This window comes from Paenibacillus sacheonensis (genome assembly GCF_009909195.1).
In the GTDB taxonomy this organism is placed as follows: Bacteria; Bacillota; Bacilli; order Paenibacillales; family Paenibacillaceae; genus Paenibacillus_Z; species Paenibacillus_Z sacheonensis.
Window position 1 is genome coordinate 185107 of the sequence record NZ_JAAAMU010000001.1, and the last position, 12386, is coordinate 197492.

At 59.3% G+C, this 12386-nt stretch carries 10 protein-coding genes; all 10 read left to right on the forward strand.

Annotated elements, in window-relative coordinates; genetic code table 11:
• Positions 1-54: 54 nt before the first annotated feature.
• Positions 55-2124 (forward strand): bifunctional aldolase/short-chain dehydrogenase, encoded by a 2070-nt coding sequence (locus GT003_RS00660; RefSeq protein ID WP_161693356.1) that lies wholly within the window; start codon positions 55-57, stop codon positions 2122-2124.
• A gap of 18 nt (positions 2125-2142) precedes the next feature.
• On the forward strand, positions 2143-2517 hold the full coding sequence (locus tag GT003_RS00665) for a sensory rhodopsin transducer (RefSeq protein WP_161693358.1): 375 nt from the start codon (positions 2143-2145) through the stop codon (positions 2515-2517).
• Between the two features lie 19 nt (positions 2518-2536).
• On the forward strand, positions 2537-3820 hold the full coding sequence (rhaA, locus tag GT003_RS00670; protein WP_161693360.1) for an L-rhamnose isomerase: 1284 nt from the start codon (positions 2537-2539) through the stop codon (positions 3818-3820).
• Between the two features lie 151 nt (positions 3821-3971).
• Positions 3972-5447: a rhamnulokinase gene (locus tag GT003_RS00675; RefSeq protein WP_239565663.1), complete on the forward strand. Its 1476-nt coding sequence runs from the start codon at positions 3972-3974 to the stop codon at positions 5445-5447.
• 209 nt (positions 5448-5656) lie between these two features.
• The gene (locus GT003_RS00680; protein ID WP_161694247.1) at positions 5657-6421 is read left to right on the forward strand and encodes a DeoR/GlpR family DNA-binding transcription regulator; all 765 of its coding nucleotides are present in this window, start codon (positions 5657-5659) and stop codon (positions 6419-6421) included.
• A 260-nt stretch (positions 6422-6681) separates the two neighbouring features.
• On the forward strand, positions 6682-7410 hold the full coding sequence (locus GT003_RS00685; RefSeq protein ID WP_161693364.1) for a heterodisulfide reductase-related iron-sulfur binding cluster: 729 nt from the start codon (positions 6682-6684) through the stop codon (positions 7408-7410).
• The gene (locus GT003_RS00690) at positions 7407-8936 is read left to right on the forward strand and encodes a LutB/LldF family L-lactate oxidation iron-sulfur protein (RefSeq protein WP_161693365.1); all 1530 of its coding nucleotides are present in this window, start codon (positions 7407-7409) and stop codon (positions 8934-8936) included. Before GT003_RS00685 ends, GT003_RS00690 begins: the two co-directional genes overlap by 4 nt.
• On the forward strand, positions 8929-9660 hold the full coding sequence (locus tag GT003_RS00695) for a LutC/YkgG family protein (RefSeq protein WP_161693378.1): 732 nt from the start codon (positions 8929-8931) through the stop codon (positions 9658-9660). Before GT003_RS00690 ends, GT003_RS00695 begins: the two co-directional genes overlap by 8 nt.
• A 185-nt stretch (positions 9661-9845) precedes the next feature.
• Positions 9846-10559 (forward strand): FadR/GntR family transcriptional regulator, encoded by a 714-nt coding sequence (locus GT003_RS00700; protein ID WP_161693380.1) that lies wholly within the window; start codon positions 9846-9848, stop codon positions 10557-10559.
• 355 nt (positions 10560-10914) lie between these two features.
• Entirely contained in the window at positions 10915-12369 is a 1455-nt protein-coding gene (gene cls / locus GT003_RS00705; RefSeq protein WP_161693382.1) for a cardiolipin synthase, read from the forward strand.
• Positions 12370-12386 lie beyond the last annotated feature (17 nt).

Sequence of the window (12386 nt, forward strand, 5' to 3'; positions counted from 1 at the left end):
ATGCAAACGAACGCAATCATGCACGCTAATCATTCATTCATCGGAGGTAAAGCAATGGTACAGAGCTTATGGGATCACGCGAAAGCATCGGAGCTTCAAGGAGGACTTGAGCAGCTCGTCTACCGTTCCAACATCATCGGCGCCGACCGCCGCGTCTGCAACTGGGGCGGAGGCAACACGTCCAGCAAAACGACGGTCACGGATTTCCGCGGCCGCGAAATCGAAGTCATGTACGTCAAAGGAAGCGGTTCCGACCTGGCGTCGATGAAAGCCGGCAATTTCACGGGGCTGCGCATGGAAGATATCCGTCCGCTGTTCGAGCGCGACGAGATGTCCGACGAAGATATGGTCGCCTACCTCGCGAACTGCATGATCGACGGCAAGCACCCGCGCGCTTCGATCGAGACGCTGCTGCACGCGTTCCTGCCGTTCAAGCATGTCGATCATACGCATCCCGATTCCATTATCAGCCTGTGCTGCGCCGACAACGGCAAGCAGCTGGCCAAAGAAATTTTCGGCAACCGCTTCGTATGGGTGCCTTATGTACGTCCCGGCTTCACGCTGTCCAAGATGATCGCCCAAGGCGTACTCGATAACCCGAACGCCGAGCTCGTCCTGATGGAGAAGCACGGTCTCGTCACGTGGGGCGAGACAAGCGAGGAAGCTTACGCGCAAACGATCAAAATCATCAGCGAAGCCGAAGCCTTCATCGAAGCGCGCGTGAACGAAGCGAAGCTGTTCGGCGGCGTGAAGCATGCGTCATTGGAAGCCGGCGTTCGCAGAAGCATCGCTTCCCAGGTCATGCCGACTATTCGCGGAGCTGTCAGCGACGTGAAGAAAATGATCCTTACGTTCGACGACGAAGCGGACGTGCTGACTTTCGTCGGCGGCTCGGATTCCCCGGCGCTGTCCCAAGTCGGCGCCGCTTGCCCGGATCACCTCGTGCATACGAAGGTCGTTCCGCTCTTCGTCGACTGGACGCCGAATGCGGATGACATCGAAGGCCTGAAAGCCATTTTGGCGGAAAGCATCGCGGCTTACAAGAAACAATACGAAGCTTACTTCGAGCGCAACAAGAACGAAGGCGACGTCATGTTCGAAGCGGCGCCGCGCGTCATTCTGATCCCGGGCGTCGGCATGATCAACACGGGCAAGAGCTGGTCGAACTCCAAGGTCAGCGGAGCGCTCTATCACCGCGCGATCGCGGTCATGCGCGGCGCGACGGCGCTCGGCAGCTTCGTATCGCTGAGCGAGAACGAATCCTTCAACGTCGAATACTGGCCGCTCGAGCTGTACAAACTGTCGCTCGCGCCGGCGGAAGCGGAATTCTCCCGCAAAGTCGCGTTCATTACGGGCGGCGCCGGCGGCATCGGCAGCGAAACTGCCCGTCGTCTCGTATCCGAAGGCGCTCATGTCGTGCTTGCCGACCTAAACCTGGAAGGCGCGGAGCGCGTGGCCGGCGAGATCAACGAGAAGTTCGGCGAAGGCCGCGCGACCGCGGTGAAGATGGACGTAACGAGCGAAGAAGCGGTTATGGCTGCCATCGGCGCAACGTCGCTCGCTTACGGCGGTCTGGATATCGTCGTGAACAACGCGGGTCTTGCAACGTCGAGTCCGTTCGATCAAACGTCCTTGAAGGAATGGAATTTGAACATCAGCGTTCTCGGCACCGGTTACTTCCTCGTTGCCCGCGAAGCGTTCAAGCTGCTGAAAGAGCAAGGCGTCGGCGGCAACATGGTATTCATCGGCTCCAAGAATTCGGTCTATGCCGGCAAGAGCGCATCGGCCTACAGCGCGGCGAAAGCGCTGGAAGCGCATCTGGCGCGCTGCATCGCGGCGGAAGGCGGCGAATTCGGCATTCGCGTCAACACGATTCTGCCTGACGCGATTCTTCAAGGCTCCGCGATCTGGAACGGCAGCTGGCGCAACGAGCGCGCGGCCGCTTACGGCATCGAGCCGGACCAACTGGAAGAGTACTACCGCAAGCGCACGACGCTGCTCGTGAACATCTATCCGCGCGACATCGCGGAAGGCATCGCCTTCTTCGCTTCGTCGAAAGCGGACAAGACGACGGGCTGCATGCTGACGATCGACGGCGGCGTGCCCGCTGCCTTTACACGATAAGAGAGGACGGTGCGGAGCATGCATCAAGCAAGAGGCGAGAAGCATTGGATCATCCCGGACGGATTTATTCCCCCCAAGAGCGCGCCGGGCGATTACGTGAGCCATGAATCCATCTGCGTGCTGAACTGTTCCTCGGAAGAGGCGCAGCTGCAAATCACCATTTTCTTCGAAGACCGCGAACCGCTGGAGAACATTTCGGTTGCCGTGGCCGGCAGAAGAACGTATCATATCCGTACCTCGTCCCTCTCGGCGAACGGGGCGTCCATTCCGGTGGGCGTTCCTTACGCCATCGAGGTGCTGAGCGATATTCCGATCATCGTGCAGTACAGCCGTCTCGACGCCACGCAGGCGGCGAACGCGCTGATGTCCGTCGTAGCTTACCCTATCAAATAAGAGCGAAGGAGCAATGATCATGGACCAAAGCATTATTGCGAATTACGAAGCGGCAAAGGCGCTGTACGCGCAGCATGGAATCGACGTCGACGCCGTGCTGGAGAAGCTCTCCGAAATCAAAATATCGATGCACTGCTGGCAGGGCGACGACGTCCGCGGTTTCTTGAATAAAGATCAAGCGCTTACAGGCGGCATTTCGGTAACGGGCAACTACCCGGGCGCCGCAAGCACGCCTGCCGAGCTTCGTTCCGATCTGGAGAAAGCGTTCTCGCTTATTCCGGGCAAGCACAAGGTCAACCTGCATGCGATCTACGTCGATACCGACGAGAAGGTCGAGCTGGACGCGATCGAGCCGAAGCATTTCGAGAAATGGGTAACGTGGGCGAAAGAGCAGGGTCTTGGCCTTGACTTTAACCCGACCTGCTTCTCGCACGAGAAATCGGCCGACGGCCTCACGCTCAGCCATCCGGATCCGGCGATTCGCCAATTCTGGATCGACCACTGCAAGGCTTCCCGCAAGATCAGCGCGTACTTCGGCGAGCAGCTCGGCCAAACCTGCGTCACGAACGTGTGGATTCCGGACGGCTTCAAGGATTCGCCTGTCGATCGTTTGGCGCCGCGCCAACGTCTGAAGGATGCCCTCGACGAAGTGTTCGCGGAAGAGCTGAATCCCGCGTTCCACCTCGATGCCGTCGAGAGCAAGCTGTTCGGTCTCGGTTCCGAGGCTTACGTGGTCGGTTCCCACGAATTCTACATGGGCTACGGCATCGCCAATAACAAGCTGATCTGTCTGGATGCGGGCCATTTCCATCCGACGGAGGTCATCTCCAATAAACTGTCCGCCTTGTCGCTGTTCGCCGATGGCATTCTGCTCCACGTGAGCCGCCCGATGCGCTGGGACAGCGATCATGTCGTCACGCTCGACGACGAGCTGATCGATATCGGACGCGAGCTCGTCCGCGGCGACCTGCTTGGCAAGACGCATATCGGCCTCGACTTCTTCGATGCCAGCATCAACCGCGTCGCGGCATGGGTCATCGGCACGCGCAACACGATCAAGGCGCTGCTTCGCGGCTTCCTGGATCCGGTAGAAGAACTGCGCAAAGCGGAGCTGGACTTCGACTTCACGACGCGCCTGGCTTTGCAGGAAGAATTCAAATCGTATCCGTTCGGCGCGGTATGGGACTACTACTGCGCGAAGCAAGGCGTGCCGGTTCGCGAGGCATGGCTGGCCGACGTGAAAGCGTACGAGCAGGACGTGCTGCTGAAGCGCGGCACGGAAACGGCTGCGGCGAAGAACTAATACATTTCATAGGATGCGGGAATTGCCGCCGCGGTTCAATTCGCGTCGCGGCAATTCCCGCAAGATATCCGCTTCGAATCCTGCAGCCTGCGCGCCGCAAGGGTTCGAAGCGGTCTTGGCTGGCGACGATGAACGTTTGGGAGGGTTCCTTTTGCCTAGCATTTTGGCTTACGACCTTGGGGCGAGCAGCGGCAGGGCGCTGCTTGGCCGTTTGAACAACCGTACGATCGAGGTGGAAGAAGTACACCGCTTCGGCAACGATCCCGTCGTAGTGGGGGACCGGATGCATTGGGATATTCTCCGCTTGTATCACGACATCAAGCAGGGGCTGCTGAAAGCGAAGCATGCCGGCGAGACGATCTCCAGCCTGGCGATCGATTCCTGGGCGGTCGATTTCGGTCTGGTCGGGCGGGGCGGCGAGCTGCTCGGCAATCCGTACCACTACCGCGACCGCCATACCGACGGCGTCATGGAACGGACGATGGAACGTCTGACGGCGAGCCGGATTTTCGGCCGGAGCGGCATCCAGTTCCTGCCGTTCAATACGATCTATCAGCTGGCTGCCCTGAAGGAAGCGGATTCTCCGCTCCTGGAGCAGGCGAAGCATTTTCTGATGATTCCGGATCTGCTGCGGTATTTCTTGACGGGCGAGATGCATAACGAGTTCTCCAACGCCACGACGACGCAGTTTTACAATCCGGTGCTGGGCGGCTGGGACGCGGAACTGCTTGCCGACATCGGCATATCGCCTTCGTTGTTCGGCAATGTCGTGCAGCCGGGTACGCGGGTCGGCCAGCTTCGGGCTTCGCTCACGGAAGAGCTCGGCATCGACGCGATACCGGTATTCGCCGTCGCCGAGCACGATACGGGTTCGGCGGTCGCGGCTGTACCGGCGCTGGAGCGCGATTTTGCTTACCTCAGCTGCGGCACTTGGTCGCTGATGGGCACGGAAGTGGATCAGCCGGTCATGGGAGAGCTGGCGCAGACGCTGAACTTCACGAACGAAGGCGGCGTGGGCGGTACATTCCGGCTGCTGAAGAACATCATGGGCCTGTGGATTCTGAATGAGAGCCACAGAACGTGGGAGAAAGCGGGACTCTCGTACAGCTTCCCCGAGCTGGTGGCGCTGGCTGAGAAAGCGCCGGCATTCCGGTCGCTTATCGATCCGGACGACCCGATGTTCCTGCATGCCGGCGACATGCCGTCCCGCATCGCGAACTATTGCGAGCGCACCGGCCAGCAAGCGCCGCAGTCGCCGGGGGAATTCGTCCGCTGCATTCTCGAAAGCCTTGCGCTCAAATACCGTTATGTGCTTGAATTAACGGAGCGGCTGTCGGGCAAGAGCTTCAGCGGCCTGCATATGGTCGGCGGCGGCATTCAGAACGCGCTGCTGTGCCAATGGTCCGCGAACGCGATCGGCAAGCCGGTCTGGGCCGGGCCCGTCGAGGGCAGCGCGCTTGGCAACCTGGCGGTCCAATGGATCGCGCAGGGCGAGCTTTCGGATATATGGGAAGCGCGCAAGGTCATTCGCGAGTCGTTCCCGGTCACGGTCTACGAGCCTCGGGACGGGGCGCAATGGGAAGACGCGTACGGCAGGTTCCGCGCATTGACGGGACTTTCGAAATAACTGAAATCGTACCCGATACAGCTGGAACGTACGCAATCCATTGGTACGGATGCAACAACCAATAGAAGCACGACCTTCCGCCGCCGGGCAGACGGCGCGCCGCATGCCCGGCCATTCGATGCCCGGTCATGGACGCGGACGTATCGCCGGGCGGCGGAACTGTTCGAAGGTGCAGAACGAATATAAGCAGGATGCGGGAGAGATCAATGATGCTGGTTGCAGAGCGCTATGAGAAAATAGTTGGGCTGGTGAACGAACGCGGCAGCATTCGGGTGACGGAGCTGAGCGAGCTATGCCAGGTGACGGAGGAAACGATCCGCCGCGATTTGGACCGGCTTGAGCAAGCCGGACGGCTTCGCCGTTCTCATGGCGGCGCGGTGAGCGTGAAGGATGCGCCTCTGCAGCCGGAAATTCCTTACTCGGAGCGCGAGATCACGCATGCGGAGGAGAAGCGCCGCATCGCCGGGGAAGCGGTGAAGCTGATTCGTCCGAAGGATCGCATCCTGCTGGATGCCAGCACGACCGCGTGGTACATGGCGTCCATCATGCCGGATCTTCCGCTGACGGTGCTGACGAATTCCATCAAAGTGGCGACGGAGCTGAGCAGCAAGGAGCGCATCGAGGTCATCTCCACGGGCGGCACGCTTGCTCAGCGCTCGCTGTCCTTCGTCGGACCGCTCGCCGAACGCTCGCTCGATGCCTACCACGTGGATAAGGTGTTCTTCTCCTGCAAGGGCGTGCATTTGGACCGCGGCATCAGCGAATCCAACGAGCTTCAGGCCCGCATCAAGCAGAAGATGATCGGCATGGCGGACGATGTCGTGCTGCTGGCGGATTCCAGCAAATTCGGCGTGCAGGCGTTCACCCATGTGGCGGAGCTTGGCGACGTGCATACGATCGTCACGGACCGCCGCGCCCCGCAGGAGACGCTTGCTGCGTTAGCGGAGCGGGGAATTAAGGTGCATACGGTCTAAACCGGCGTCAAAGGGAAATGCGGACAGTCCTCGGCAAAAAAATCCGATCGGCTCCGCATTTTCTTATTGTCAACCTGTCTGACAACCTGATAAAATGATATCATAGATCACCCCTGGTCGCGAACGTTGTTCGCTGCTCGGGTATGCAACCGACCCTGGTCGCGAACGTTGTTCGCTGCTCGGGTATGCAACCGACCCTGGTCGCGAACGTTGTTCGCCGCTCGGGCAAGCAACCTATTTGGAGAGAGGTGCCGGGTATCGTGAAAGTATCCTTGTTTATTACGTGTTTGAGCGATGCGATTTACCCCCGCGTCGGGGAAGCCATGGTGCGCCTGCTGGCGAAGTACGGCGTTACGCTGCAGTTTCCGACCGTGCAGACCTGCTGCGGACAACCGGCTTTTAACAGCGGCTATTGGAAGGAGGCGCGCGAGACGGCGAGCACGATTATCGCTGCCTTCGAGGACGCCGATTTCGTCATTTCGCCTTCGGGGTCCTGCACGTTCATGATTCATCATTATCCGAAGCTGTTCGAGGACGATCCCGTCATGCTGGAGAAGGCGCTGAAGCTGCAGGCCAAGGCATACGAATTCACGCAGTTCCTCGTGCAGGTGCTCGGCGTAACGGACGTGGGAGCGCATTTTCCGCACAAAGTCACGTATCATCCATCCTGCCACGGCAGCCGGCTGCTCGGCGTGAAGGAAGAACCGCTCGTGCTGATGGAGCAGGTGAAGGGGCTCGAGTTCGTGCCGCTGCCATTTGCCAATGACTGCTGCGGGTTCGGGGGGACGTTTTCGGTGAAAATGTCCGATATCTCCGGCGCGATGGTAAACGAGAAGAGCGAGCATGTGCTGGAGACGGAAGCCGAGGTATTGGTCGGGCTCGATATGGCGTGCCTGATGAACATTGCCGGCAATTTGCGATATCGCGATAAGCCGGTGCGCGTCATGCATCTGGCGGAGCTTCTATATGAAGGAGTGAAGGGCGCATGAGCGTAACGGGAACGCAGGCGGGCGGAGCGACCGTCAAGGAACGCGCGGGACTGGCGTTAAACAACGATTTTCTGCGGAAAGCGGTCAAATTCACGACGGAACGTCTGCGCAACGGGAAGATCAACGCGGCGGAGGATCACGGCAATTGGGACGAGTGGCGCGAACGCGGGCGGCAGATCCGTCTGCATACGATCGCGCATCTGGATTACTATCTGAACCTGTTCGCGGACAACGCGCGGGCAAACGGCGTGAACGTGCATTTTGCCGATACGGCCGCGGAAGCCGTGCAGATCTCGCTCGACATCGCGAAACGCGCGGAAGCGAAGACGGTCGTGAAATCCAAGTCGATGGTTACCGAGGAGCTGCATCTTAACCATGCGCTCGAGGGAATCGGCGTCGAGGCCATCGAAACCGATCTTGGGGAATATATTATTCAATTGGCCGGCGAGACGCCGTCGCATATCATCATCCCGGCGATTCACAAGAACCGGTATCAGATCGCGGAGCTGTTGTCGGCCGACGCCGGCGAGACGCTTGCTCCGGATACGCAAGTCTTGGCGGGCTTCGTTCGCCGCAAGCTGCGGGAGAAGTTTCTGGAAGCGGACATCGGCATGACGGGCTGCAACTTCGCGATCGCGGAGACGGGCTCGATGGTGCTGTTCGAGAACGAAGGCAACGCGCGGATGGTCACGACGGTGCCGAAGACGCAAATTACGCTGATGGGCATGGAGCGCATTATCCCTTCTTGGTCCGACCTGGAGGTCATGGCGACGCTGCTGCCGCGTTCCGCGACGGGACAGAAGCTGACGGTATACATGTCCGGCATTACGGGACCGCGCCGCGAGGTCGATGCGGATGGGCCGGAAGAGATGCATATCATTATCGTGGACAACGGACGTTCGCTGCAGCTCGGCGATCCCGAATTCCAGGAACTGCTGAACTGCATTCGCTGCGGCGCCTGCTTGAACGCCTGCCCGGTCTACCGCCATATCGGCGGCCATGCCTACGGCGGCACATACAGCGGACCGATCGGCGCGGTGTTGACGCCGGCGCTGAAGAAGAACGTGGCGGAATGGGACGATATCGCCAACGCGTCGAGTCTGTGCGGGGCTTGCTATGAAGCTTGTCCGGTCAAAATTCCGCTGCACGAGATGCTCATCTATCTCCGCCGCCGCAAGCTGGAGGCCGGGCGCGGCGATAAGATGGAAGCGCTCGGCATGAAAGGCTTCGCGGCCGTCATGTCGAACGCGAAGCGGTACGGAGCCGTGCTCAAGATCGGTCAGCTCGGCCAGAAGCTTGTCGTTCGCGACGGCGGCATTCGCTTGAAGATCGGGCCGCTCAAGGGCTGGAACACGTACCGCGTGACCCCGAGCCTGCCGAAGGAGTCGTTCCGGCAGCAGTGGAAGACGATGGAGGAAGAAATCCGCCATGGCCTGCAGGACATGGATCCGGCCATGAAGGACCGGATGGAACAGATCGTGAAGGACCGCGCAGCGGGCAAAGGAGGCCACGGACATCATGGCTAAGACGGACGAACACCAAGCATGGCTGGCCGAGCTGGAGGCGAAATCCCGTGCCAAGCAAGTCGGCTTCATAAACGGCATTTCCGGCAAATTGCGGCGTCCGCGTTCGGCGGAACCGCCGGCGCATCCGTTCCGCGGCGCACCGGAGTTCTGGAATGAATTCGAATGGCCGATCGACGAGCGCGTCGAGAAATTCCGAGCGAATTTCAAAGCAGCCGGCGGCCATTCGGAGCGGCTCGCGACGATGGAAGACGCGCGCGCGTTTATCGCGTCCAAAGCGGAAGAGATGAGCGCGAAATACGTCATCCGCCAAAACCAGCCGGAGCTGAACGCGCTCGGACTGGAAGAAGCGATACCGGACGCTTCGTTCTCGGTATGGAACAGCGATGCGGAGGAGCACTGGAAAGCGCGCGCGGCGGAAGCGGATTTCGGCATCGTGGTCGCGGATTACGCGGCGGCTTACACCGGCTCCGTCACGGTGCTGTCCTCGAAGGACAAGGGCCGCTCCGTCAGCTTGCTGCCGACGGTCTTGATGGTTATCATCCCGATCGAGCGGCTGCATACGCGGCTGGGGCAGATTCTGGTCAACTTTGACCAGGCGGGGAGAGAGAATCTCCCGGCGGGCATTCACTTCATATCCGGCCCGAGCCGTTCGGCGGATATCGAGAACGACCTGACGATCGGCGTTCACGGCCCGGGCGTCGTTTATACGTTGATCGTCGGCTAGTGGACGGGGAAATCCGCCGGGCATTCTGCGTTGGCAAGCTGGCCGGGCGGCGATACGCTGCGGCAAGCCGGTTCGCGGCGGCGAGTTGATTTTGCCGATACGGGAATGGTACGATTCTCCAGCAGGCTTTGCGCGCGCCGACCGGGTTCGGCAGCCGAAGGCCGGTAGGAAAGGAGCTTCAGCACATGGAAGTTACACGTTTGTCCAAGCGCAACCATTACGAAGAAATCGCCGAACAGCTGAAGCGTCTGATCCTGGACGGCAAGCTGAAGGTCGGCGACAAGCTGCCTTCGACCAAGGACATGTCGGAGCAGTTCGGCGTCGGCCGATCCACGATGCGCGAAGCGCTGAGCGCCCTGAAGGCGATGGGCTACATCGAGATTCGCCAAGGCGGCGGCTGCACCGTCATCAGCAGCGCGCCTGTCTCGGCGCCGGTCGAGCTTCCCGAGCTGGAGACGCTTCGGATGAACCGCGAGACGCTGCTGGAGCTGTTGGAAGCGCGTCATGCGCTGGAGGTCTCGAACGCGTCCATCGCCGCGGAGAAGGCGACGCCCGAAGACATCGCGCTGCTGCAGGGCTTGGTGCGCGAGATGGAAGCCGCGATCGGCGATGATTTGGAAGGCGAACGTACGGATCTGCTGTTCCATTTGACGCTGGCGAAGGCCACCCATAACTCCATCATGCTGCGGCTGTTCGAATCGATCGTCGGCCAGCTGGAGACGGTGATCCGCGATATCCGGCGGGTGGAGATTTATGCGAACCATTCGGTTGCCGAGCGCCTCTACAGCGAGCATCTCGCCATCTTCGAAGCCGTCTCCGAGCGCGATGCGGCGGCTGCAAGCCAGCGGATGAAGGCGCATTTGGAGCATGTGGTCAGTAATTTGATGCGGTATTTGTAGGGTAGGGGCGGGTTTCAAAGTCAATTCGTCCTGAAGCATAGGCTGTTCTCTCGTTACGACGAGGGGACAGCCTTATTTTATTTTCGAGGAGGAACCGGTGATTCTATTGCAAAGGGAGGGATCGCATGTTGAACGCATGCGCGATTTCGAGGATCCAGGCGCAGTTTCTCTAAGCGTGGGACTGCGCGTGTTGCTGCTTCAGCCCCTCGATCGGGATCGATACGCGCGGAGATTTTCCTCGGATGGCCGGTATGGGTTATACTGGAACAGGCAAGACCCTTTCCGGGCTCTGACGGGCCATTGCGCGAGCCCGCACCGCGCCGTATATCCGCTTATCTGAGGTGAAGCAAGCATCATGGCCGATTTTTTCCTAGCGAACTTCGTTACGATCATCACGATTATCAATATCCCTCTCGCAATCGCGGTCATGTTCATGGAGCGGCGCAATGTCGGAGTGACGTGGGCGTGGCTGATGGTGCTCTTGTTTCTGCCGGCCGTCGGTTTCGTCGTGTATTTGGTTTTTGGGCAAAACCTGAGCAAGAAGAAGCTGTACAAGCTGAACAAGCGCACGAAAGAAACGATGACGGCGCTCATCGAGCAGCAGCGGCGAGAGTTTCGAGACCATCGAATTGTGTTTAATGATGATGCGGCGGAACACTACGCGGATCTGATTTACATGAATCTGACCAGCGGCTTCGCCCTGTATACGCAGAATAACAACGTCGATATTTTCACGAACGGCCCCGATAAATTCGAGGCGCTGCTCGCGGATATCGGACGCGCGTCGCACCATATCCATCTTATGTACTACATCGTCCACAATGACGGCATCGGCAACCGGCTTCTCGATGCGTTGACCGAGAAAGCGGCTCAGGGCGTCAAGGTTCGCTTCCTCGTCGACGATATCGGCAGCTCGCTGCTGTCGCGGGAGTTCTTTCATCGGCTGGTTCAGGCCGGAGGCGAGGTGGCGTATTTCTTCCCTTCCAAAATCCCTTATCTGAACATTCGCGTCAATTACCGCAATCACCGCAAGCTCGTCATCATCGACGGTCAGATCGGATACATCGGCGGCTTCAACGTCGGGGACGAGTACATGGGCCTGAATAAACGATTCGGCTACTGGCGCGACACGCACCTGCGCATTACCGGCTACGCCGTGCTCCAAATGCAAGCCCACTACATGCTGGACTGGAACCTGGCTTCGAGCAAGTCGATGAGCCGGGACGTGCTTGACCTGTTCCCGCCGGCCGTAAGCACGGGCTCCACGGGCGTCCAAATCGTCTCCAGCGGGCCAGACCAGACGCTCGAGCAGATCAAGAATGCCTATATCAAAATGATCCATTCCGCGAAAAAGACGATTTACCTGCAAACGCCTTATTTCATCCCGGACGAGAGCCTGCTGAACGCGCTCAAGCTGGCGGTGCTGTCGGGCATCGACGTCCGCATCATGCTGCCGAGCAAGCCGGATCATAAAATGGTCTATTGGGCAACCTTCTCGTATTTGGGAGAACTGCTCGAGGAAGGCATGAAATGTTATTTGTACGAGAAAGGCTTCCTTCATGCCAAAGCGCTCGTCGTCGACGGCTGCGTCGCTTCCGTGGGCACGGCGAACGTGGATATCCGAAGCTTTAAATTGAATTTCGAGGTCAATGCGATCCTTTACGATACGGAAACGGCTTTGCGGTTGAAACGTATATTCGAAGACGACATGCAGGACTGCACGGAGCTGACGTACGAGCAGTACAAGCGCCGATCCAAGCTGGAACGGTTCAGGGAATCGTGCGTGCGGCTGTTATCCCCGATTTTGTGATGGACATAAACATGCAT

Excerpts from the sequence above, each read along its gene's own strand:
- cls (WP_161693382.1), top strand. The coding sequence starts at position 10,915 with ATGGCCGATTTTTTCCTAGCGAACTTCGTTACGATCATCACGATTATC.
- rhaA (WP_161693360.1), top strand. The coding sequence starts at position 2,537 with ATGGACCAAAGCATTATTGCGAATTACGAAGCGGCAAAGGCGCTGTAC.
- GT003_RS00695 (WP_161693378.1), top strand. The coding sequence starts at position 8,929 with ATGGCTAAGACGGACGAACACCAAGCATGGCTGGCCGAGCTGGAGGCG.
- GT003_RS00680 (WP_161694247.1), top strand. The coding sequence starts at position 5,657 with ATGCTGGTTGCAGAGCGCTATGAGAAAATAGTTGGGCTGGTGAACGAA.
- GT003_RS00665 (WP_161693358.1), top strand. The coding sequence starts at position 2,143 with ATGCATCAAGCAAGAGGCGAGAAGCATTGGATCATCCCGGACGGATTT.
- GT003_RS00700 (WP_161693380.1), top strand. The coding sequence starts at position 9,846 with ATGGAAGTTACACGTTTGTCCAAGCGCAACCATTACGAAGAAATCGCC.
- GT003_RS00690 (WP_161693365.1), top strand. The coding sequence starts at position 7,407 with ATGAGCGTAACGGGAACGCAGGCGGGCGGAGCGACCGTCAAGGAACGC.
- GT003_RS00660 (WP_161693356.1), top strand. The coding sequence starts at position 55 with ATGGTACAGAGCTTATGGGATCACGCGAAAGCATCGGAGCTTCAAGGA.